The organism is Streptomyces sp. NPDC034085 (genome assembly GCF_055575555.1).
Map to the genome: position 1 here is coordinate 153,811 of NZ_JBVISL010000013.1, position 22,716 is coordinate 176,526.

At 70.1% G+C, this 22,716-nt stretch carries 22 protein-coding genes; 20 read left to right on the top strand and 2 right to left on the bottom strand.

Going from position 1 to position 22,716, the window contains the following annotated elements:
* The first annotated feature begins 14 nt into the window (after positions 1-14).
* From ACZ501_RS31815 to ACZ501_RS31885, 15 genes are all read left to right on the top strand, one after another.
* Entirely contained in the window at positions 15-299 is a 285-nt protein-coding gene (locus ACZ501_RS31815; RefSeq protein ID WP_361610057.1) for an acyl carrier protein, read from the top strand.
* Entirely contained in the window at positions 289-1,548 is a 1,260-nt protein-coding gene (locus ACZ501_RS31820; protein WP_468800091.1) for a beta-ketoacyl-[acyl-carrier-protein] synthase family protein, read from the top strand. The genes ACZ501_RS31815 and ACZ501_RS31820 overlap by 11 nt, the downstream gene beginning before the upstream one ends.
* On the top strand, positions 1,545-2,642 hold the full coding sequence (locus ACZ501_RS31825) for a beta-ketoacyl synthase N-terminal-like domain-containing protein (protein WP_468800093.1): 1,098 nt from the start codon (positions 1,545-1,547) through the stop codon (positions 2,640-2,642). The genes ACZ501_RS31820 and ACZ501_RS31825 overlap by 4 nt, the downstream gene beginning before the upstream one ends.
* Positions 2,639-4,165, top strand: coding sequence for an FAD-dependent oxidoreductase (locus tag ACZ501_RS31830; RefSeq protein WP_468800095.1), 1,527 nt, complete (start codon positions 2,639-2,641; stop codon positions 4,163-4,165). The genes ACZ501_RS31825 and ACZ501_RS31830 overlap by 4 nt, the downstream gene beginning before the upstream one ends.
* Complete coding sequence (locus tag ACZ501_RS31835; RefSeq protein WP_468800096.1) at positions 4,162-5,097, top strand: AfsA-related hotdog domain-containing protein; 936 nt, start codon at positions 4,162-4,164, stop codon at positions 5,095-5,097. The genes ACZ501_RS31830 and ACZ501_RS31835 overlap by 4 nt, the downstream gene beginning before the upstream one ends.
* Positions 5,094-5,765, top strand: a complete 672-nt coding sequence (locus ACZ501_RS31840) for an HAD-IA family hydrolase (protein ID WP_468800098.1) — start codon at positions 5,094-5,096, stop codon at positions 5,763-5,765. The genes ACZ501_RS31835 and ACZ501_RS31840 overlap by 4 nt, the downstream gene beginning before the upstream one ends.
* The gene (fabG, locus tag ACZ501_RS31845; protein ID WP_361610063.1) at positions 5,762-6,472 is read left to right on the top strand and encodes a 3-oxoacyl-ACP reductase FabG; all 711 of its coding nucleotides are present in this window, start codon (positions 5,762-5,764) and stop codon (positions 6,470-6,472) included. The genes ACZ501_RS31840 and fabG overlap by 4 nt, the downstream gene beginning before the upstream one ends.
* 62 nt (positions 6,473-6,534) lie before the next feature.
* Positions 6,535-7,815: an NACHT domain-containing protein gene (locus ACZ501_RS31850; RefSeq protein ID WP_468800100.1), complete on the top strand. Its 1,281-nt coding sequence runs from the start codon at positions 6,535-6,537 to the stop codon at positions 7,813-7,815.
* 30 nt (positions 7,816-7,845) lie between these two features.
* Positions 7,846-9,378, top strand: a complete 1,533-nt coding sequence (locus ACZ501_RS31855; RefSeq protein ID WP_468800102.1) for an MFS transporter — start codon at positions 7,846-7,848, stop codon at positions 9,376-9,378.
* Positions 9,375-9,755: a 3-hydroxyacyl-ACP dehydratase FabZ family protein gene (locus ACZ501_RS31860; RefSeq protein WP_361605412.1), complete on the top strand. Its 381-nt coding sequence runs from the start codon at positions 9,375-9,377 to the stop codon at positions 9,753-9,755. Before ACZ501_RS31855 ends, ACZ501_RS31860 begins: the two co-directional genes overlap by 4 nt.
* Positions 9,752-10,219, top strand: a complete 468-nt coding sequence (locus tag ACZ501_RS31865; protein WP_468800104.1) for a 3-hydroxyacyl-ACP dehydratase FabZ family protein — start codon at positions 9,752-9,754, stop codon at positions 10,217-10,219. Before ACZ501_RS31860 ends, ACZ501_RS31865 begins: the two co-directional genes overlap by 4 nt.
* A 26-nt stretch (positions 10,220-10,245) precedes the next feature.
* Positions 10,246-11,193 (top strand): ACP S-malonyltransferase, encoded by a 948-nt coding sequence (locus tag ACZ501_RS31870; RefSeq protein WP_468800106.1) that lies wholly within the window; start codon positions 10,246-10,248, stop codon positions 11,191-11,193.
* A complete protein-coding gene (locus tag ACZ501_RS31875) occupies positions 11,193-11,591 on the top strand; it encodes a PPOX class F420-dependent oxidoreductase (protein WP_361605421.1) in 399 nt (132 codons plus the stop codon). Before ACZ501_RS31870 ends, ACZ501_RS31875 begins: the two co-directional genes overlap by 1 nt.
* Positions 11,592-11,641: 50 nt before the next feature.
* Positions 11,642-12,331 (top strand): 4'-phosphopantetheinyl transferase family protein, encoded by a 690-nt coding sequence (locus ACZ501_RS31880; RefSeq protein WP_468800127.1) that lies wholly within the window; start codon positions 11,642-11,644, stop codon positions 12,329-12,331.
* Between the two features lie 72 nt (positions 12,332-12,403).
* Positions 12,404-12,958 (top strand): hypothetical protein, encoded by a 555-nt coding sequence (locus ACZ501_RS31885; protein ID WP_468800108.1) that lies wholly within the window; start codon positions 12,404-12,406, stop codon positions 12,956-12,958.
* Between the two features lie 516 nt (positions 12,959-13,474).
* On the opposite strand, the gene ACZ501_RS31890 is transcribed toward ACZ501_RS31885, so the two are convergent.
* Both ACZ501_RS31890 and ACZ501_RS31895 read right to left on the bottom strand, forming a co-directional pair.
* A complete protein-coding gene (locus ACZ501_RS31890; protein WP_468800110.1) occupies positions 13,475-15,046 on the bottom strand; it encodes an alpha/beta hydrolase in 1,572 nt (523 codons plus the stop codon).
* Positions 15,047-15,580: 534 nt separating this feature from the next.
* On the bottom strand, positions 15,581-15,772 hold the full coding sequence (locus ACZ501_RS31895) for a hypothetical protein (protein ID WP_468800112.1): 192 nt from the start codon (positions 15,770-15,772) through the stop codon (positions 15,581-15,583).
* Between the two features lie 1,222 nt (positions 15,773-16,994).
* Between ACZ501_RS31895 and ACZ501_RS31900 the strand changes: the two genes are divergently transcribed.
* The 5 genes from ACZ501_RS31900 to ACZ501_RS31920 all read left to right on the top strand — a co-directional run bounded on the left by ACZ501_RS31900 (position 16,995) and on the right by ACZ501_RS31920 (position 22,105).
* Entirely contained in the window at positions 16,995-17,438 is a 444-nt protein-coding gene (locus ACZ501_RS31900) for a hypothetical protein (protein ID WP_468800114.1), read from the top strand.
* Complete coding sequence (locus tag ACZ501_RS31905; RefSeq protein ID WP_468800116.1) at positions 17,435-18,286, top strand: nucleotidyltransferase domain-containing protein; 852 nt, start codon at positions 17,435-17,437, stop codon at positions 18,284-18,286. Before ACZ501_RS31900 ends, ACZ501_RS31905 begins: the two co-directional genes overlap by 4 nt.
* Positions 18,287-18,482: 196 nt before the next feature.
* Positions 18,483-20,069: a Mu transposase C-terminal domain-containing protein gene (locus tag ACZ501_RS31910; protein WP_468800129.1), complete on the top strand. Its 1,587-nt coding sequence runs from the start codon at positions 18,483-18,485 to the stop codon at positions 20,067-20,069.
* A gap of 60 nt (positions 20,070-20,129) precedes the next feature.
* The gene (locus tag ACZ501_RS31915) at positions 20,130-20,858 is read left to right on the top strand and encodes an AAA family ATPase (protein WP_468800118.1); all 729 of its coding nucleotides are present in this window, start codon (positions 20,130-20,132) and stop codon (positions 20,856-20,858) included.
* Positions 20,858-22,105, top strand: a complete 1,248-nt coding sequence (locus tag ACZ501_RS31920; RefSeq protein WP_468800120.1) for a hypothetical protein — start codon at positions 20,858-20,860, stop codon at positions 22,103-22,105. Before ACZ501_RS31915 ends, ACZ501_RS31920 begins: the two co-directional genes overlap by 1 nt.
* Positions 22,106-22,716: the final 611 nt, after the last annotated feature.

The window sequence follows — 22,716 nt, forward strand, 5'->3', positions numbered from 1 at the left end:
TGATGGAGGCACACGTGGAAACGCAACTCAGCGACGAAACGATCAAGCAGGTCACGCTGGAGATCGTCGTCGACGAACTCGAACTCGACGTCGAGCCCGATGAGCTCGACCTCAACGCGAACCTGATGGACGAGTACGAGGCCGACTCGCTCGGCCTGATCCAGATCCTCGCGAGAGTGAACAAGGAACTGGCGATCCGCCTGCCGCGCGAAGAAGCCGGAACCCTGCGCACCGTGGACGAAATGGTCCGGCGGATCATCGAGCTCCGCGCCGGTGAGGCGGCCGTCAATGAAGGATAGGACCCGCCGGGTGGTCGTCACCGGAATCGGCTGCGTCAGCAGCATCGGGACCGGCGTCGAGAGTTTCACCGAGGGCATCAAGCGCGGCCGGAGCGGAATCTCGGAGATCCGCTCGTTCGACAGCAGTGACTTCCCCAGCCGCCTTGGCGGTGAGGTGCACGATTTCGCGCCCGAGGCGATCGTCCGCACGATCGACCCCGGCCAGTGGGGCCGGACCGCGCAGATAGCGGCCGCCGCCGCCCGCCTGGCCCTCCAGGACTCCGGCATCGACTTATCCGATGATCTCCGGATGGCCGCGGGGGCCATCATCGGCACGACCAACGGAGAGGCCCCCACGGTCGACACCCTGACCGGCCAGTGGCTGGAGCGCGGTCCCGGCCTCATGGACGCCGACCTGGTCAGCCTGCTGCCGGCGGGCAACATAGCGGCCGCCGTATCAGTGGAACTCGGCCTCTGCGGCGAGACGATGACGATTCCCACGGCCTGTTCAGCCGCCAACTACGCCATCGGCAGCGCCGGCGACAAGATCGCTTCGGGTGAGGCGGACGTCATGTTCGCCGGCGGATCCGACAGTGTGAACCGGTTCACGCATGCCGGGTTCCTCAGCCTCGGTGCCATCGCCGACGGAGTGGGGCGGCCCTTCGACCGGAACCGGACCGGAATCGTCACGGCCGAAGGCGGTGCGGTACTCATGCTGGAGGAAATGGAACACGCCATACGCCGCGGCGCCCACATCTACGCCGAACTCCTCGGATACGGTCTTTCCTGCGACGCGCACCACATCGTGCACCCCGATGCGGACAGCATCGCGAACTGCATCCGGCGGGCCCACGCCCATGCGGGAATCGACGCGAGCAGCGTCGACTACATTTCCGCCCATGGCACGGGCACGCCTACCAACGACGTCACCGAAGTCACGGCGACGCGTAGTGTGTTCGGTGAAGCGCACCCACCGATGAGCTCGATCAAGTCGATGCTGGGGCACACCATGGGAGCGGCCAGCGGATTCGGCGCGATCGCCTGTTGCAAGGCGATCGAGGATTCCTTCCTCCCGCCGACGATCAACCTCGAAGAAGCCGATCCGGAGCTCGGGCCGGGCATCGATTTCGTGGCCGGGAAAGCGCGGAGCGCACGCGTGAGGGTCGCCCAGAACCACGGCTTCGCATTCGGCGGCAACAACGCGATCACGATCTTCGGTGCAGTCACGGATCAGACCGTGCCCACCGCAGCAGGGGAGCCCGCACGATGACCCAGGCCCAAGCACCGCGGATCACCGAAATTTCCGTCCTCTCCGTCGCGGGCACCGGAATGGAGGCGTTGCGGGAGCGGCTGAACGCACCCGCTGCCGAGGAACTGCCGCTGAACCCGCCGCCGCAGGCCGATGCCGCGGACTACGTCGCGATTCCCGGCGACATCTCGGCCGTCCCCTCCTTCGACATCACCGACTTCGTGCCCAAGAAGGGCACGAAGAACATCGACCGCACCACCGCTCTCGGACTGGCCGCCAGCGCCCGGCTCAAACAGGGACTGACCGACAGCGCCGGCATCACCGACGATTCCTGGCAGTCCACCGGTGTCGCGATGGGCAGCATGGTGGGCAGCCTGCGCAGCAGCATCGAACTGGACTCCAGCGTGATCGAGGGAGCCGGCATCGACCTGATCAACCCGGCCCGGTTCCCCAACACCACGATGAACTGCTGCGCCAGCCAGGTCGCCATCTGGCACGGGTTCCGCGGCCCGAACTCCACTCTCGCCAACGGCAACCTCAGCGCCTTCTCGGCGCTGCAGTACGCGGCGCGGCTGATACACCGCGGCCACGGACAGCGGATGCTGGTGGGCGGAGTCGAGGAACTGTCCCCGCACACGGCCTGGGGCATCCGGTCGAAGAAGATCGTGCACGACACCGTGCCCGTCTGCGAAGCCGCCGCCGTGTTCGCCCTCGAGCCCGAGGGGCTCAGCCAGGCCCCCGCACTGGCCACGGTACCGGCCTGCGCGGTGGGTTTCGCTCCCGAACGTACGGACGCCGGCTTCACCGACGCCCTGCGCCGGGTCATCACGGCAGTGCTCCGGCAGGCCGGGGTGGACGACACCGCCGTCGACATCGTCTTGCCCGGTGCGGAGGGGACCGTACTGGCGGAGGCCGAGCAGGCCGCGCTGGCCGGGTTCACCGCCGACCGCGTGGACGTGCGCAAGACGCTCGGCGAATGCGGCAGCGCCACCGGAGCCCTGCAGGTCGCGGCCGCACTGGCGGTCGGACGGCCCGGTAGCACCGCACTGATCACCGGCATCGACATCTCCGGAGCCGTCGGTGCGGCCGTCCTGCGGATCGGGGCGCAGACATGAGCGTCCGGATCCTGATCGTGGGCGCCGGCCCGGCCGGCCTGGCCGCAGCCGTCTCCTTACGGCTCCAAGGGCTTCCGGTGACGGTGGTCGACAAGGCCGCCGCCCCGCACACCCACCCCAAGGCCATCGTCCTGTGGCCGCGCGCGCTGGAGATCTTCGACCGTCTCGGCATCGCCGACCGGCTGGAGGCCGCGGGGCACCCTCTCACCAACCAGCACTACCACTCCAACGGAACACGCGTCGCCAGCCTGACCTTCAGCAAGCTCCGGCACACCAAGTACCGCTACGCCCTGGCCATACCGCAGCACACCACGGAACGCATCCTGCGGGAGCGGCTGGGCGAACTCGGCGGTTCGATCCGTACCCACACCGAACTGACCGCGCTGCGGCAGGACGCGGCCACGGTGACCACCACCCTGACCGACCTGGACACCGGCATCGCGCAGGAGGAAACGTACGACTGGGTGATCGGGGCGGACGGCGTACACAGCTCCGTCCGCACGGCCACCGGCATCGCGTTCTCGGGCCAGACCTACGAACAGACCTTCCTGTTGTCGGACGGCCCCTGCGACACCGAGCTCGCCACCGACTCCGCGCACTACTTCATGACAGACACCGGTGTGCTCGTCATGGTGCCGCTCCCGGACCGGCAGTGGCGCGCCTTCATCAGCGCGCCCCGCGAGATCCCGGAAGGCGAACCGCTCCTCGACACGGTGGCGCGCGTGGTCAGCATGCGGTCGCCGGTTCCGGTGCGGTTCCTCGAAGGCCATACGGCCGGCCGGTTCCGGATCCACCGCAAGGCCGCGGAACACGTGTGGCGAAGCAGGGTCTTCCTTGTCGGGGACGCGGCGCACGCGCACAGCCCGGCCGGCGCGCAGGGCATCAACACCGGCGTGGAGGACGCGACCAGCCTGGCATGGCGCCTCGCCGGCGTCTGCCGCGGCTCGGTCGCCGCCTCGGACTCCGACCGCGTCTTCACACAGTGGGCCGACGAGCGCCACCAGGTCGTCGCGAACGTGCTGCGTGACACGGACCTCCAGACCCGGATGTGGGGTGTGCGCGGCTTGCGCGGGCGCCTGCGGGACGCGGTCCTTTACGGGGCCGAGCGCACCGGGCTGCTCGACCGCGTGGTCATCCCCCGCCAGACCCAGATCGTCCAGCGGTTCAGCCCCGGCCCGGGACGGGGACGTCCGAAGGCCGTCGGGGCCCTCCGCAGCCACGCCCGGCTGCCGAACGTCGAGATCTCCACAGATGGCGCCCCCGGGGCGCGTCTGCACGACTTCCTGTCGATGACCGAGCCGATAGCCATCGAGTTCGACCCCGCGGGCACGCCGGGCCACCGGACGACGGTCAGTCGCCGGGCGGCCCGCGGGAAGGAGTTCGACGTCGTGTCGCTCACCGGCCCGGCACTGCGCTCCGCGCTGGGCATCAGCCGACGTGTCACCTGCATCGTGCGTCCGGACGGGATCGTGGCCGCAGTCGCACCGCACACCACTTCCACCAAGGGGGTCAGCACCCCATGACCACCGCAGTGCAGCGCATCTCGCAGGAACTGGTGCACCGCGCCAACCCGAGGGAGATCCTCGTCTCCCCGCCGCGCTGGGACGCCGAACACCGCTACCACACCATGACGGTCACCACCGACATCAGCCCCTACTACCTCGACCACCACGGCCGGCACCGGCTCGACCTCCTCCTGATGACCGAAGCGTGCCGGCAGGCGGCGATGAGCGCGGCACACCGCTACGAAGGCCTGCCGCTCGATGTCGCCGCCTTCTTCAACACCATCGACGTCCGGCTGAGCAACGTCGGCACGCTGATGAACTCCTCCGGGGAATTGCTGATCACCACCTCCATAGAGGAGATGAAGCTGCGCGGCGACGGTTCGCCGAAGCAGATCGTCTACTCGCAGCAAGCCGTCGTCACCGGCTCGGACAAGCCGGTGCTGAGCTCGCGGATGGCGGTCCAGGGTGTCGCCGAAGGGCGGTACCCGGACCTGCGCGCCTACCAGCGGGGAGGTTTGGCGGCGCCGACCACCGCGTCGATGCGCGCCACCTTCCAGCGTCACCAGGACACGGCGGAACCCGAGCGGGTCGGCCGGACGCAGACCGCCAACGTCGTCCTCGCCGGACTGCGGCGCACCGCCGACGGCGCCACCGCGATCCTCGACGCGGACCTCGCCAATGTCAGCCTGTTCGACCACGACTACGACCACTACCCGGCGATGGTCCTGATCGAGGCCGGCAGGCAGCTCGCCCTCGCCTGCACGGACCGTGCGGTGAACTGGATCATCAGCGGCTGCCGTGCCGAGTTCCCCGGGTTCGCCGAGCTCGACACCCCCACCGCCGTCGTCGCCCGTCAGTACGGCAACCACGTGGAGGTCGTCTGCCGGCAGAACGACCTGGTCGTCACCCGCATGTGGTTCGAACTGACGTCGATGGTGAGCCGGCCATGACGACACTCGCGATCTGGAGCGACTTCCGCGGCGTCCTCACCCCGCCCCTGAGCGAGGGAGTGCGGCGGTTCTGCGAGGGCCGCAACTTCACTCCCGAGCAGATCCGCCGGTCCCTGCGCTCCATCGGCGAACGCCACGGCTGCCCGGACGGCATGGCGGTGCTCGACTCGGGCGTCCTCGACGAGCGCCGCTGGACCGCGGAAATCGAACGGGAGCTGCTCGACCGCTTCGGCATCACCGCCGACCTGTCCGACTTCCGCAGCCGCTGGTGGAGCGACCAGCGGACCGATGAGGACTGGGTGGCGGCCCTGACGGAGTGGCGGGCAGCGGGAGCCTTCATAGGACTCCTGTCCAACCTCCCGGCCGAGTGGCGCACACCCCTTGCTTCCTTCCCCGCCGTCGCGGACGTCTTCGACGACGTACTGCTGTCGTGCGACGTCGGAACCCGCAAACCCGAAGCTGACATGTTCCGTCTCGCCGAGGCCCGAACGGGCCTGGCCCCCCGGTTCCACGTACTGGCCGACGACCTGCCCGAGAACGTGGCAGGCGCCCGGCAGGCAGGCTGGTCCGGCGTGCTGTCCGGCGGAGGCGCGACGAAATCCGCAATCGCACTCATCAACTGCATGCTGAGCCGCGAAGCGGCGACCCACGAAGGAGAATCGCGATGAGCTCGCGATCGGCATTTGTCACCGGGGCCAACCGCGGAATCGGTGAGGCCATCGCCAAGGACCTGGCCAAGCGCGGCTACCGCGTCGTGGGTACCTACCGCAGCACCCCTCCCGAGGCGGACGGCGTCTCGTTCGTCCGTTGCGACGTCCGCGACCCCGACTCGGTGACCGCAGCGGTGCGCGAGGCCCGGGAGACCCTCGGCGAGATCGACGTCATCGTCAGCAGCGCGGGCATCACCCAGGACGGGCTGCTGATGTCCCAGGCCCCCGACGACGTGGCCGGCGTGCTCGACACCAACCTCACGGGCGCCTTCAACGTGGTGCGCGAGGCCGTGTCCGACATGGTGGCCAACAAGTGGGGCCGCATCGTTTTCGTCTCCTCGGTCATGGGCCTGTGGGGCTCGCCGGGGCAGACGAGCTACTCCGCCTCCAAAAGCGGACTCATAGGCCTGACCCGGTCCCTCGCCTGGGAACTGGGCCGGGCCCGCATCACCGCCAACGCCGTCCTCCCCGGCCTGATCGAGACCGAGATGATCGCCGGCCTGAAGGACCGCAGGCGCGAGCAGGTGGTCTCCCAGACTCCGCTGCGCCGGACCGGTACGCCCGAGGAGGTCGCCGCCCTCGTCGGCTTCCTGGTGTCCGACGAGGCCGCGTTCATCACCGGGGCCTCCATACCCATCGGGGGCGGCATCGGGATGGGCCTGTGACCCGCCCGCCCGCCCCGCCCGCGGCCACCGCAGAATCCCGAACCCACCGAAAGGCATCACCCGTGACGGATGCAGCTCAGACGACCTCGTCCTACCCGTGGCGCGAGGAGTACGTCACCCTTCCGGTGCCGGACCGGAACGGTACGGACGCCTCGATCGGCCTGCTGAAGATCGGCGACCCCGCCGCCTCGACCGTCGTGCTGTTCCTCGGCGGCAAGGAAGGCGCGGCCGCCGGCTTCACCAGCCTCGGCCGGACCGTCGCCGCGGTCGCGCCCGGAGTGCAGTTCTGGGCGATGGACCGGCGAGAGGTGTTCCTCACCGACACCTCCCGGACCGACGCACCGCTCGACCAGGCCCTCGCCTACTACCTCGAAGGCCGCTACCGGCGCCCTGACCCGGCACACTTCGCCGAGTACGCCGAATGGGGCCTGCAGGTCCTCGTCGACGACATCCGGGTGGCGATCGCGGCAGCCGCCGAAGGCGGACGCAAGGTCCTGCTCGGCGGCCACTCCGTGGGCGCCGCCGAGGTCGTGCACTACGCGTCCTGGGACTTCGACGGAGTCGGCGGCCACCGGAGTATCGACGGCCTGGTCCTGGTCGACGGAGGCGCGCTCAACGCCTTCCGCGGCGCCGGCATGGAATTCGGCATCGACCTCGACACGGCACGCGGCTGGCTGGGCGGCATCCGCACGGGCGGGGTGTTCGAGACCGACAGCTCCACCTCGGCCACCCTCGGCTTCGACGGACCGCCGGAGACCGCCGCGCTCTTCTACAAGCTGGCTGCCAGGGCGCTCCTGGAACAGCCCACCGCCCTCTCGCCGCTGGCCGCCCGCCTGCCCGCGCGTTACCCCGTACCGGCCTCGGCGACCAACCACGAAGTGTTCGCCGCCCTGGTCAACCTCGGCAACGCCAAGCCCGGCTACGGCGTGACGGCCGGGCACTTCGACGGCGGCAGCTGGGTGCAGGACGGACCGACCCGGCTCGGTACCGTCGCCCACGCCCACTCCCTCGGCGCGGGTGCGTTCCAGTGGTACACCCTCAACCGCACGCTGCTCGACCTCATCGCCGCGGACTCGCTGGAGCAGAGCGGGACCACCGAGCTGCTCGGCCTGCGGGGCCTGCACACCGCGCGGATCGACGTCCCGGTACTGGCCTACGCCTCCGCGTTCACCAACGGATCCTCGCTCGACTCCGCGAAGGAACTCGCCCGGCTGTCGGCCATCAGCCGTCTCGAACTCGTCGAGGACAAGGCACTGAGCCACCACGACGTCCTCTTCGCCGACCTGCCCGCCAACTCGCTCGTACGCGCCATCGCCTCGTTCGCGGGCTCCCTCGCCGCGTAAGACCAGAACTCACAGACAGGGGTCCCACAAGTGACCAGCACGGAGTCCGTCCTCCCCACGGGCGCCGACGACACCCCGGCGCACCGCGGGCCGTCCTGGCCGGTGCTCGCGGTGGCCGCGGTGGCGGTCGTCATCGTCCCCCTCGGCGTCAGCGGCACACCGCTGCTGCTACCCGCGATCGGCACCGACCTCGGCGGAGGCCTCGCCCCCCTCCAATGGGTGGTCAACGCCTACAACGTGGCTGCGGCGAGCACCATGCTCGCGACGGGCGTGCTCGCCGACCAGTACGGCAGGCGCCGGATCTTCCGCCTGGGAGCCGGCATGTACCTGGTCTCCCTGCTGGCCACCATCCTGGCCCAGGACACCCTGGTGATCGACGTGGCCAGGGCCGCCGCCGGGATCGGCGCCGGCGCCATCGTGACGTCGATGACGGCCATCGTCGCGAACGCCTTCGACGGCCCGGCCCGGGCCAAGGCCTTCGGACTGGTCGGAGTGGTCATCGGCGCCGGACTCGCACTCGGCCCCACCATCAGCGGCCTGATCGCGCAACTCCTCGACTGGCGAGCGGTGTTCGGCTTCCACGCCGTCATCGTGGCGGTGGGGCTGCTCGGCTCCCTCCTGCTGCCCGAGTCCCGCAACCGCGAGGGCAGCCGGTTCGACTTCCCGGGCGCGGGCCTGTTCACCGTCGCTCTCCTGCTGCTGACGATCGGCACGATCGAGGGCCCGCAGTCCGGGTGGGCGGGCGCGCGCACGATCGCCCTGTTCGCCGGCGCGGCACTGACCTTCGTCCTGTTCGTCGTCCACGAGCGACGTACGCGCAACCCGATGTTCGAACTGAGCCTCTTCTCGAACCGGCAGTTCCTGACCGTGAACCTCGTCAACATCGAGTTCGCGTTCGGATTCATCGGCCTGCTCCTGCTGCTGCCCGCCTTCCTCTTCAGCGTCGGCGGACTGGGCAACGGGGCGGCCGGTCTGCGGATCCTGCTGCTCACCGTTCCGATCTTCCTGGTGCCGATGGTGTCCGGCAGGCTGAGCGCCGCGGGAATGCCCCTCCGGCTGATCCTGGCCGGCGGCCTCACACTCATCGGCGCCGGCGCGTTCGGCCTGACCTTCGCCGAGGGCGACAGCCCCCTGTGGGTGCTGGCGCTCCCCTTGATCGTCACCGGAGCCGGTGTCGGCGTGCTCAACGGAGTCATGGACGGTGCCGCCGTCGGCTCCGTGCCGAACACCTCAGCGGGGATGGCAGCCGGGATGTTCAACACCATCCGGCTCGCCGCGGAATCCCTCGCCTCCGTGGTCGTCGTCGCCCTGGTCGCCTCCTTCGTCCACACGCGGCTCGCGCAAACCCCTCTGCCCTCGGACCTGAACGCCGCCACCGCGGCTGACGAACTGGCTTCGGGCGACGTCAAGCACCTCTTCGCCCAGTACCCGGACCAGGCCCACACCCTGGCGTCGGTCCACGCCTCCGCGTTCCACCAGGTGATGTGGATCTCGGTGGTCCTCGCCGCGGTATCGGTTGCCGCCGTGCTGCTCCTGCTCCGCAGGCAGGACAGCCCCCGATGACCGCCGCCAGGCAATGGCCCCTCACCGCGGTGGACACGGTCGAGGCGAAGGACGGCGCCATCACCGCACGCAAGACGGTACGCGCCGACGACCCCTACCTCAGCGGCCACTTCCCCTCGCTGACGGTCTACCCCGGAGTGTTCCTCATCGAGGGTGTCCAGCAGATGCTCGAACTCCACCTGGACGGCACACCCGGCGGGATCGACCTGGTCTCCGTCGAGTCGGCCCGGTTCAGCCTGCCGGCACTGGCCGGGGACGAGGTCGTCTTCGACACCCGGATCACCGGCCGGCGCCCCCTGCTGTCGACCACGACGACCTGCACCGTCGACGGCCGCCGGTGCGCCCGCATCACCGCGACCTGGAGGTGCGCGCCATGACCGACCACCCGGACCCCGCCGACCTGCTGCCGTACGGCCACCCGGCGCTTCACATCGACCGGATCCTGACCCACCGGCCCGGCGCGCTGACCGCCGTCAAGGCCGTGTCGCGGCACGAACTCGGCGGACACCTCGGCCCGGCGCGCCCCGCCCGGCTCCCCTCGGTACTGGTACTCGAGTCCTTCCTCCAGGCCTGCGGGCTGCTGGTCGCGCTCGACTCCGGGGAAGCCGCCCCCGACCGGCTGCTGGTGTTCGGCTCAGCACGCAACCTGCGCTTCGAAGGCCCGGTGCGGGCGGGCGAACTCCTCGTGCACTCGGTGGAACTCCTCGACACGCACGAGGACACCGCGGTGTTCTGCGGCGTCTCCCGCACCGGTGACGGACAGGACGTCCTCACCGTGGAGCGCGCGATCACCCTGAGCCGGCCCGCGGACTCCCTCACCGCGGCGACCGGCGACGGCTGACCTGCCTTCCAAAGAAAGCGAGAACCATGTACGACTACGTCATCACCGTGCCCGGACAGGGGTCACACCGGCCCGGAATGCTCGATTCCTGGCTGGCGCGGGCACCCCGGGCGCAGAAGCTGCTCGCCGAGTGGTCCGAGGCCGCCGGGCTCGACCTGCGGGAGGCCGCCCAGGACGCCGTCGCGATGAGCGACACGGCTGTCGCACAGCCCCTGATCACCGCAGCGGCACTGCTGTCGCTCGAGCGACTGCGGGCCCGCACCGACCTGGACCCGGCCCGAGTGCTGTACGCAGGGCACTCCGTCGGCGAGCTCGCCGCGGCCGCCGGCGCCGGCTACCTCACCCCGGCCACGTCGATCGCCCTGGCCCGCGCACGCGGGCAGGCCATGTCAGCGGCGTGCGCCGACGCCCCGACCGGCATGGTGGCGTGCATGCCTTCCAAGAGGGACGGCGCACCGGACGAGTCGATCGTCGACGCGATCCACGCCGCCGGACTGACCGTCGCCAACTGGAACGGCAGCCACCAGTTCGTGGCGGCCGGCCCCTCGGCCGCCACCGAGACCTTCACCACGAACCCGCCCCGCGGCATCCGAGTCGCCCGGCTGGACGTCGCCGGGGCCTTCCACACCGGTGCGATGGCCCCGGCGCAGGAGCCGTTCGCCCATGCCGTGACCCAGGCGCCGTGGCAGACACCCGACTCGGCGATGCTGGGCAACGCGGACGGCGCACTCGTCGCCGGGCCGGACGACCTCCGCCGCCGCCTGGTCACCCAGCTCACCTCGACGGTTCGATGGGATCTGTGCGCGCAGTCGATAGCCCGGACCTCCTCGCCACAGGCGCTGCTCATCGAACTGGCGCCCGCGGGACCCCTGACGAAGCTGGCCCAGCGGGCGCGCCCCACGGCGCGGACCGTGGCACTGCACGTCGCGAATGACCTGGACCACGTACCCGCACTGGCCGGCAGGGGCACCTGATGGCCCGCCAGGTGGTGCCGAGCAGCCACGAGGACCTGCTGCGCCGGCCGCTCTTCTGCCATCTCGCCACCCTCCGGGCGGACGGCGCCCCGCAGGTCAACCCCATGTGGATGCTGTGGGAGAACGCTGAGCTGTCGTTCACCACGACCACCACCCGGGTCAAGTACACCAACGTCCAGCGGGATGCCCGCATCTCCGTGTCGATCAACGACCCGGAACAGCCGTACCGCTACCTGGAGGTCCGGGGCCGCGTGCACCGGATCCTGCCGGACGGCGAGGGCGAGTTCTTCCGACGCCTGGCCGCCCGGTACGGCCTCGCCCTCGACGGCCGGCTGCCACCCGACGTCCACACCCGGGTCCGCCTGATCATCCGACCCGAGACGGCCCGCTGCCAGTGACGCGTCCCACGGCCGACCGCGTGACAGCGGACAAGCCCCCATCCCCGCACATGATGGCCGCCGTGCTGCCGCCCTCGGTCGCCTGCGCCGAGCGCCTCGACGATCTCGATCCGGTCACCCCGTATCCGCAGGAAGAGGCCGCGGTAGCCCGCTCCGCACCGGGACGCCGCAACGCGTTCCATACGGTCCGGCTCTGCGCCCGGCAGGCCATGGCCGAACTGGGAATCCCGGCCGCACCGATCCTTCCCGGCCGCAAGGGCGAGCCCCTGTGGCCGGACGGAGCCGTCGGCAGCATCACGCACTGCGCCGGATACCGCGCGGCGGTGGTCGCATCCACCACGGTCCTGGCCGGAGTGGGCATCGACGCCGAGCCGCACGAACCGCTGCGGCAAGGAGTACTGGAGTACCTGGCTCTGCCCGCCGAACGCGAACGCCTGGCCCGCCTCGCCCTCACCCATCCCTCCACCCACTGGGACCGGCTGCTGTTCAGCGCCAAGGAGGCGGTGTACAAGCTGTGGTTCCCGCTGACCGGGAAGTGGCTGGACTTCGACGAAGCCGATATCACCCTCCGTCCCGATGGACGGTTCACCGCACACCTGCTCGTCCCGGGCCCCCAAGTGGCCGGCCGCCGGGTACAGGTCTTCTCCGGCCAGTGGCTCGTCGCCGGAGGCCTCACCCTGACCGCAGTCACCCTGAGGTCGACAGGCTCGCAGCCACCACGGCGCTCTGTTTTGCCGTAAATACATAACTGGCCCGTACTCTCAGAAAACTGAGTAGAGTGAGACGCAGTTCATCACACAGAGGGGGAAACGATGAAACTGACTGTGTTTCAGTTCGAGGGTACCGCTGAGGAGCTCGACGCATCCCAAGCCGTCCAGCAGCTGATCGCCCAGGGAGCCAGGCCACGTGCGGACGTCGTAGGCGGATCCGCGGGTTCTGATGCCGTCGCGATCCCCGGTGTCGCCCACGAGGGACAGGCGACAGTGCGGGCCCTCCTGCGAGGCAACCCGGCAGCCGACCACTTCATCGCGTTCCTCGCTGAAGCCACTGCCTGGCCTCACGTCAAGGTGCACGGCATCAAACGTCAGCGGGCCGAGGCGGAGTCGGCACTCGACTACGGGGACTACCTGAGGGTGCGCCGGCACGGCTCACCGAAGGGAGCGTTCGCCTACGTGTACGCCCACAACGGCGTCGTCAACCTGCGGCTCCCCTACGACACGGACGACGCCCTGCTCGCCAGTCTCGCACCGGCAGCCTACCGACTCGAAGGCGGCAACGAGCAGTACCGCATCAGCGTCCAGATCGTCGACGCACAGACCCGCGACCAGGCCATCGACCTCGCGAAGGTAGCCTACGAACGCACCTGACACACCGTCCCGCCCGCGCCGGCCTCCCAGGACGCTGGCCCATGCACGTCCGGCCCGGAAGCCGTGTCGAGGGTGGGGGCGGGATGGCGGTGCCCCACATCGGCCGGCCCGGGATGCGGTGCTGGCGACGCTGCGGGCGGGGCTCAGCCGTGCCGACCCCTACGGGCCGTATGGCGGTCTGCCGGGGCGGGTGCATGCGGACCGAGGCAGGGACTTCCTGTCGAACCCGATCGCGAAGGCTTCGAGCGCCCTCGCTGTTCCGGTGGATGATCTGCCCGCGTACGAGCCCTACCCCAAGGGCACGGTGCTGGTCGCCTTGCCCGGGTACACCCGCCGTGCCCCGGCCCGCGGAGGCGTATCGGCCTGTCCTCATGGAGGACTTGCGGCCGTACCCGGCTAGACGTTCGTCTCCGAGCACACTGTGCAGGACCACCTCAAGTCGGTGTTCGCCAAGACCGCGACGAACAACCGCAGAATGCTGCTGGCCCGCGCACTCGGAACGTGAACCGCGGGCCGCTACCCCGCCTGCTTGACGCAGGTCCGGTCCCTCGACGGCAGCTTGCCGGTGGCCAGGTACCGGTTGACCTGGTCGTCCACGCACGCGTTGCCGTAGCGCCCGAAGAGGGCGTGCCGGTTCGCGCCCTCGAGGGTGACCAGCCTGGAGCTCGGCAGCTGCTTGTGCAGCTCGACGCTTCCCTTGTACGTCGTACGCGGGTCACCGGTGGCGGCGACGATCAGTGCAGGGGCATCGCGCCGCACCCGGGTGGGCTCTTCGCGCGGCGAGTCCCAGAAGGCGCACGGGTTGATGTTGTTGGTCAGAGCGCCGAACAGCGGGTGCGCGATGCGGTTGCGCTCGATGTCCCGCCAGTAGATCTCGGGATCGCGCGCGGCGGCCACGTCCCCGCAGATGACGGCGGACTGCGCGCCGGTGGGCTCGCCCTCACCGCGCAGCACGTACCGGAGCTCCGGGACGAGCATTGGCGGCACTGTCGTCGGTCGGCCCTCCGCGGCTTTGGCCAGTACGGAAAGCAGCTCGCCGAACGACGCCCGCGCCGGGGTGGTGTCGTCCGCGATGCCCGAGAAGAGCAGGAGCGGCACCTGGCTGTCGTCGATCCGGAAGGCATCGGCGCCGGCGCCGATGGTCAGCGGACCGCGCGCGGTCGCCGCGATGATGCGGTCGACGGCGGCGAACACCTCGGCGCGGCTGCGGCCGAGGCCGTATGTGTCGTGGTGCTCCGCGGCCCAGACGGCCCAGTCGGACAGCGCCTTCTCGTTCTCGCGCTCGGTGCCCTTCAGCAGTCGGGGGCGGTAGTCGCTCGGGTTGATCGCCCCGTCCAGCACCATCCGGTCGTGGCGGCCGGGGAACATCTGCGTGTAGACCGTGCCCAGGTAGGTGCCGTACGAGTAGCCCAGGAAGGAGATCTTCCGCTCGCCGAGCGTGCCGCGGATGACGTCCATGTCGCGGGCCGTGTTGCGGGTGGTGATGTGCGGGAGCACCGCGGCGTCGGTGGCCCGGCACTTGTCGGCCAGGCTCTTCTGCAGGGCGACCTGGCGGTCGAAGCCCGCCCGGTCGGCGCCGGCGGACAGCCAGGTCATCCCGACGGGCAAGCCGCAGTCCAGCGCGGTGCTGCGCCCGATGAAGCGCGGGTCGAAGCCGACGATGTCGTAGCGCGCGCCGACCTCCTTCATCGACGCACGGGCCTGCGGCGGGGACTGGAGCGCGGGACCGCCCGGACCGCCGTTGTTGAGGAGGATCGAGCCGATGCGGTGGCGGGTGTCGGTGGCCTTGAGCCGCGAGATCGCCACAGTGATCGTGCGCCCCCGGGGGTCGGCGTAGTCCAGGGGCACGGTCACGTCCGCGCACTGCACGCCTGCCTGGTCCAGATCGCGTCCCGTGGTGTCGCCGGGGCCCTTGATGCAGCTGCCCCAGCCGACGTGCTGGCGGTAGTACCGGTCCAGTCCGGCCCCCGAGCTGTCCTGGGCGGGGGTCTCGGCGGCCGTGGCCAGGACGGGGGAGGACGTGAGGCAGGCGGCGAGGGTGAGGCCCACGGCCAAGGCGCGGCGTCCGGCGGGGCTGACAGTGGTCACAGGGTCTCCCTGAGCATCGTCCGCTTCGTGTGATTGCATGCCCCGAGGCTAGGAACCCGCCCTGGTACGGCACATCACCCAAGGGCACGAGGACCCCGGTCCCGTCCACCCCTGGTCCGGGACCCTACGGCCCCGGCCCCGCCTCCTCCTCCGGGAGGAGACCATGGGCGGGACTGCGCTGAGGGCCGTCCCGGCCACGCGCCTGTCGTAAACCGGGTGCCACCGAGGGCATCACCACGGAGTTGGCGTTCTCGTCGGAGTTGAACTTGATGACGCTGTGGAGTGCGTACGGGACGCCTCGACAGGCTCCAGGACCGCAGCTCGGCGTCGACGTCCACGACCAGGCCAGGCTGTGCGCTACCGCATAGGGGTAAAGCAGTCCTGTCGTCGTCAGCGGTCGTTGCCACAGTGGTGGTGCACCAACAACGAGTCGGCGGCCTCTGCCCGGCCTGCGAAGCATGGACAGAGACCGCCGCGGGTGAACCCCCGCACCGCGCGCCTTCCGGGATCCGACCCCCGGGAGGCGCGACGCGTTTACAGGTGGCTGATCAGCCACTCCGCGCCCTGGACAACCCAGTGCGCGGCCTCGCCGGCCAGCTGGACCAGGAAGGCCTGGCCCACTGCAACGAGCAGCGTCCCGCGTGTGCTGCGGTTCCCACCCCGATCGAGCGCTCCACCACCGTCCTCCGGTTCGTCGGACCGCGGCGGCTTGCTGTTCCAGGGCATGGAGCCTCCAGTCCGGAGCGCCGTGTGCCTCCCTGGAGAACAGGGACGGACCCGCGTGTGGGCCCCCTGCCTGGCGTCTGCCTGGCCTTCGGGGCGTCGGCAGGGACGGACTCCCACACTCGTAGCAGTCCGCAGTGCTCGAGTTCGGCCGCAGCACGGGAGCGAGCACGAGCACCCATGTGGAGCGGTGCAGCCCGGGCTCCCGCCGCTCGTGCCGTCCGGCCCGGATCCGGGCCTGCACAGCGCAGCGCTGTGCACCCCGGAGCAGCGTCGTCGTCCGGCCATGCGAGCCTGCCCGCATGAGTCCAGACGTGAGGCACTGACACTGCCACCACAGCGGGCTTGCCCTTCTGCGATGTTCCACGGCGCCACTGGGCCAGCAGCCCTGCTGCCTGGGCCAGGGCGCCGGTTCTCTGCTCTTCGGCGGGATGGCTTTTCAGTAGGCCAAGAGCGAAGTCGGTGCACGGTCCGGGGAACAGGGCGGCGGTCCGGTGCTGGACACCCTGTGTCCCGGAGTCCATCGCCGTAGTGTGGCGCCACAACTCGACACTGGGGTCCCGCACTGCCTCCAGCAACATCTCCAGCCGCTGTTCGAGGAGGCCCGGCCTACTTGGGGCGAGTGCGTGCACTGCGGCCAGGCGCACCTGTGCCTCCGGGGCATTGAGCAGCCCCTGAAGGAGGTCGGAGACTTCGGCGGCGTGCACGCCCGCGGGCTGTCGCAACACAGCCTGACCGATTGCGAGGATCACATCGAGCCGGGTCGCTGGATCATCCTCGGCCTTCCAGCGCTGCAGCAGCGAAGGCAGGGTCAGCTCACCAGAACTTCCGCAGACACCGACCACGTCAGCGGCGTCCCGCCGAATCCAGGGCTCAGGGTCCCCCAGTAGGACCAGGACCCTCAGGCAGGGCCCGCTCCCACGCTGGCCGCCAAGCGGGATCGAGGAACCTCTCGATGACCTGCTCCGCCTCCGAGGCCAGCCTTGCCACCAACTCCATCACCGTGCGACGACATGTCACCTCAGGAGTTGATGGGCGTCGTGTGATGTGCACTGGGTGTGCGTCACCGGTTTTCACTGGTGCTGGGCTGGGGTGCGGCGGTACTGGGGTGTCGTTTTCCTGGTGAAGGCTGTTGTCGTTTGGTGTGTGGGGTCCTTGTCGCTCCTGTGGGTGGGTGTGGCGGAACGCCGGGTGAGGGCGGGTTGTGGCTGGCTACGCTCGCTGGATGCCGTCGTTTGCGGGTGATCCGCGTCATGAGCGTCTTGTCGCTGTGTTGGTGCCGTTGTTGCGTCGTTCGTGTCCGCCGGGTGGGGGTGGCTTTGGCGGGTCGTACGAACTCCGGCTCGGGGTTGAGGAGGCAGAGGAGCTGGGCGGGGTAGATCTGCTCCGTTCGGCGCTGCGGAAGGCAGGCCGGTCGCTGGGGTGGTCGCGGCTGCAGACGTTCGGTGGTTCCTTCCCGCAGGTTGCGGTGGCGGGTGTGGTGGATCGGCGGGAGATTCCCGAAAAGTTCGCCGCGGCCGTTGAGGAGTATCAGTTGGCGCGGGGGAGGGCCTCGGCGGAGGTGATCGGGCGGACGTGGCAGGACGGGAAGCCGCGTGCGGTGCGGGGTTCTGTTTTCGTGGTGGCGCAGGAGTTCCGCGCTGCTTATGCCGAGGGAGCGGCCGGGTGAAGCGCGAGCGCGCGACGCGTCTGCTGGCGGACATGATCACGCGGCTCGAGGGCGGTGGCTGGCCGCTGGGCCTGGTGGAGGAGGTGTACGTCTTCGGGTCGTACGCGCGGGGTGCGCTGGAGCCGAACGACGTCGACGTCGTCATCGAGCACGGAACGGACAAGCGCTGGCTCGGTGAGTCGCTGGACGCCTCGATCAACGGCCGCGACTCTTACGTGGGCATGCGGCAGGCCCTGAGGGGCCGTACCAGGGGGATCTCCTTCCAGTTCCGGGGCCGCAGCAGCCTGCAGGACGAGGGTTTCGAGCTGTTCTTGCTCTGGCGGACAGGCGAGCCGTTCGCCCTGGCTCGCGAGCGCCTTGCCTCCCTGACAGCGGACCCGGCTGCCGGGAGGGCGCCCAGGGACCACATGCTGGCCGAGTTCGAGGGGCTGGAGAGCCTCGTGCCGCGCCCGGCGAGGATCGAGCTGTTCGGCCGCCACGCGAAGGGCAAGATCAGCATTACGCCGCTGAGGCTGGTGGACGGTGAGCTCGAAGACCCCGACGCCGTCTGGCATGTACGCCGGCGATGGGTGGAGACGAGCCCTCTGCGCCGCGCAGCGACGTGCGCCCTGGTGGCGTTGGAGCAGCGGGGCGTAGATCTGGGCGAGGTGAAGCTGCACGGTCAGCGGCTGTTCGGCCGGGAGCAGGACACCGAGCGCTGTTTCGTCGATCTGGGGTGGAACGGCTTCGGATATATGGGCCGTCTCCTGGACGATGGAGTGACCTGGCTGGAAGTCATGCGCCCGCATCGAAGCAAGCCCATGCACGCACTGCTCATCGAGCCGCGCCGGCGGTCGGCATCCGCATAGCCGCGATCCCGTGCCTGTGGGGAAGCGGATCCTCTGCTTCATCCGTTCGTGTGTGCCCGTTCGGCGTGTCGGGATGGACGGTCCTGGTCGTGGACAGCCGCATGGTGCGGGGTTCGGGCTGGGGGTGCGGGTGTCCGATCAGATTTCTGCCGACGAGGACACGCCGTGGTGGCGACGCGCTGGGCGTGAAGACGCAGTGGCGCGGTTGGTGGCCCTCGATTCTCGGGGTGAGCTGGCCACAGAGCATGCGCGTGCGGTCGCTGAAGCTCTCGGGGTTTCTCTGCGGACGGTGTGGAACTGGGTGGCGGTAGCCCGGCGTGAGGGCCGGCTGTCCGCACGGACTCCGTCACGGGTCGGTGTGACGCTGGATCTGCGTGCTCGTCTGGCGGTGTGGGGTGGGAATGTGGCTGCGGTGCACCGTGAACTGGCCGCCGAAGCTGCTGCAGCTGGTATCCCGGATGCGGTTCCTTCTCTTCGTACTCTGCAGCGTGCCGTGCGCCAGGACCTGTCGGTGGGGGAGCGGGCTGGTCTGAGGGGTGGTGAGGCGGCGCGTCGCCGCTACGACGTGTATGGCAAGCGCCCGCCGACGCATCGCAATGCCTGCTGGGAGGGGGATCACAAGCGGATCCCGGTTCGGGTTGGCCTGGATGGGGCGGCGGTGTGTCCGTGGGTGACGTGGTTCATCGATGTCGCGTCGAAGGTGATCGTGGGGGTGGCGGTCACCCCGCATCAGCCGGCCCGGGACGCAGTCCTGGCCGCGCTGCGGGCGGGGATCAGCCGGATGGAGCCGTACGGGCCGTATGGCGGTCTGCCGGGCCGGGTGCGTGTGGACCGAGGCAAGGACTTCCTGTCGACGGCGGTGTCGCGGGCGTTGGGCGGCTTCGCTGTCCCGGTGGATGATCTGCCGGCGTACAAGCCCTACCGGAAAGGCACCATCGAGGCCCTTAACGGCGCGGTCGAGGAGATGCTGCTCGTCTCCCTCCCCGGGTATACCCGCCGCGCCCGGCCCGCGGAGGCGTACCGGCCCGATCCGGTGGAGGACCTGCTGCCCTACCCGGACTTCGTGAAGGTTCTGCTGGACTGGGTGGCCTGGTGGAACACCGAGCACCGTCCGGGCGGCCTCATCGGTGGCTGCACGCCCGGGCAGGCCTGGGAGGCGGATCCGACACCTGTCGAGGATGTCCCGGAGGAGCGGTTGGCGTTTTTCGCGCTGGAGGACGACGGCCGGATCCGGAAGATCACCACGAACGGGGTCTCCTGGCGGCGCCGCGCCTACGTCGCGCCGTGGATGGCCGGCCATGTCGGTACGAAGGTCCGGCTGCGGTATCTGCCGCACTTCGACGGGCGGATCGAGGTGTTCTCTGCCGAGGGCTGGGGCCGGCATCTGGGCAGCGCCTATCTCGCCGAGGCCGCGACGCCGGCTCAGCGCCGGGCCCTGTCCCGGGTCCGTGAGAGCAGGGCCAGGGGGCTGAAGGCGGACCTGAAGGCGGCCGAGAGGCTGCGCCGTACCCGCTACACGGCCACCACGACGGCGGCTGCGCCGGGCCGGCGGCGTACGGAGACCGCGAGCGAGGCGGAAGCCGAGATCTTCCGGGCCCAGGCCGTGGATCTGGCGGCCCGAGCCTTGCCGGACCTGATCCCGCCGCGGGAGCCACCCGCTGGCTGGGCCCGGCCCCGGCCACGCCCCGGCACGACGTCCTCCACCCCAGAGCAGCACAGCCCCAGTACCGCTGTGCCGGCCGATGCGACAGACACCGGGCCCGGTTCGGGCAGCAAGGAGTGACGCCAGATGGCTACGGCTGAACGCAGGGGACGCCTTCCCAGGGAGCGAGAGGATCACTTCATGCGCCTGCCGGGCGCCCAGGTGGTCTCCACCCGGGCCCTGCTCACGGCTCGGGAGAACATCCGGGCCGCGATCGAGGCGAAGGCGATGATCTGCATCTACGGGCAGGCCGGCAACGGCAAGTCCTTCGCCGTGAACGCTTCGCTGCGCGAGCTCGCGCCGAAGCTGACGCACCGGATCCAGTTCCGGGCCCGGCCCTCGACCCGGGACCTGCGCCACGAGCTGTTCCACGCTCTCGGCTTGCAGGGCCGTCCGCCGTCGCATGCGATCGAGTTCGACCGGATGCTGCGCGGCGCGCTGGAGGAGTCGCACGTTCTGGTCTGCGACGAGGCCCAGTGGCTGTCCAAGTTGTGTTTCGAGTACCTGCGCTACCTGTGGGATGACGCCGACTCCGATCTCACGATCGTCTTCACCGGCGGCAACGGCTGTTTCGAGATGCTGCAGAGCGAGCCGATGCTGGAGTCGAGGGTGTACGCGTGGCAGGAGATCGACCGGATGCCGCTGGACGAGGTCCTTGCCGTCGTTCCTGCCTTCCACCCCATCTGGACCGACGCGGACCAGGATCTGATCGCCTTGTGCGACCAGGAAGCGGCCCACGGGAACTTCCGGGCCTGGGCGAAGATCACCCACCACCTCACCGTCGGGATGAAGGAGTCCGGACGCGATGGTGTGGACGAGGAGTTGCTGCGCTGGGCTTACAGCAAGCTGAGCCACCGCGCGGCGGCCTGATGCTGCACTGCCCCAACCCGCCGCCGGTCACGGTGGTCCTGGACCCCTACGACGACGTGGTCCACACCCGCGCGGCCCTGGCCTCCCATGCCCCGCACGACGGACGCATCACGGTGCATCCCACCCCGGGCGCCGACTCCTCCATCGCGCTCGCCTACGACATCCTCGCCGCCCTCGCCAAGGCCGTCCCCCTGGACGGCTACCACCAGCTCGACCCGGCCCCGGTCTGGTCGATCGCCGCCGCCTGGATCCTCGCCACCCCCATCACCCACCTCACCCTGCTACGAGCCCACCTGCTGACCCCGCACCGCTTCAAAAGCCTGCTCGCCCTGCGCCGACGCACCGGGGTCCGGCTGGTCCTGGTCTGCCACCACCGAGCCATGCGGGCCTTCCTGGAACGTGAACTGCAGCAGGTGGAACACACGATCGCCGAGGCTGCCGCACTGCTCCCCGAGGCCGATACCGCCGCTCCCGGACGGCGGGCACCCGGGCCGCTGCGCCCGCTGGCGAACCGCTGGATCGGCCTGCCGGCCCTGACCACCCTGACCGTCGACGAGGATCCGGCCAACCCCTGCCGGTGCGCTGCGCCCATGGCAGCCGAGCGGGACTTCTTCCCGCCGGTTATGCCCTCCCTCACCCAGGCGGAAGTCGCCTGGCGGCCCCATCGGGCCACCGCGCATCCGTACCTGGCGGCGCACCTCGCCACGGCGGTGTTCACCGCGGCTTCCACCACCCAGCTCGATACCGTCCACATCCACGACCTGGCTCCAGACGGTACGGCCGTCACGCTCCACGACCATGGGTTTCGCCGGGGCTGCATGACCCATCACGTCCCCGCCTGGGCCCGACCCCTGCTGCGGGCCGCAGCCTTCCTCTGGAGGATCGAGGCAGGCACCAACGGCCCCCTCTTCACCGACCCGCTGGGCAGCACCGGCCTGCCGTCCCTGACCGCCTTCGCCGAGAGCTGCAAGCTACGCCCTCCCCAGCCGCCTCGCTCCAAGCCCCGCCGGCCCCGGAAGACAGCGAAACCGGCTCCGAAATCGCCGGAGAAGACCGTCTGGCCTGTGTGCACGGTTCACTACCGGCGCCCGTGGGCTGCCCCTGGCCCTGAGCGGATGTACGGGTGCCCGTACCCGCCGCCCCACACCCAGAAGACCATCGACAGACGGAAGAAGGGATGGCTGCCGCCCGACTACGGCCTGCGCGGACTCCAGCCTCCACGCTGGGAATCGGACCTGTCCCAGTAGCGAGACAGCGCAACACTATGGACCCTGGTCGCCTGTTCACATCTGCCAAACGCCGTCCAGTTTCACTGATCGACGCGCGCACAGCAGGCCGCCAGCGATGCAACCCATCCCTTCCAGAGAGAATCCGCAATTAAGAATGAAGCAACCCCAGGGGGTGCGGGTTCATCTCTCGCATGCTTCAGACTGCTCGCCCCCGGCTGACAGCAAGCTTCGTCATCCACTACATCACGGGTACAGCCGCATGTCGTTCAGCCTCCTCCCAGCCAGCCCCGGGAACCCTAGGCCCGGAGCCGACCGCAGCACGCACCCGTCCCCGCTGCCACCCGCCCGCGAAGCGGGCGGGTCCTGAAGGCGGAGCCGGAAGGCCCGGGCGGGGGAGCGAAGCGGACCCGCCCAACGGGCCGAAGGCCCGGGCTCCGTGAAACGGAGTCACCCAAGCCTGCGGAACAGGCGGTTCAGGGTGGAGCGCAGCGGAACCCTGAACGGTCCGGAGCGCAGCGCAGGACTCCGGCCCGAAGGGCCGGCCATGGCTCGGCGAAGCCGAGCCCCGCTGAGCGCAGCGAGGCGGTTCGCTGGCACAGCGCGCAGCGCTGTGGGACCCGCTCCGCGGG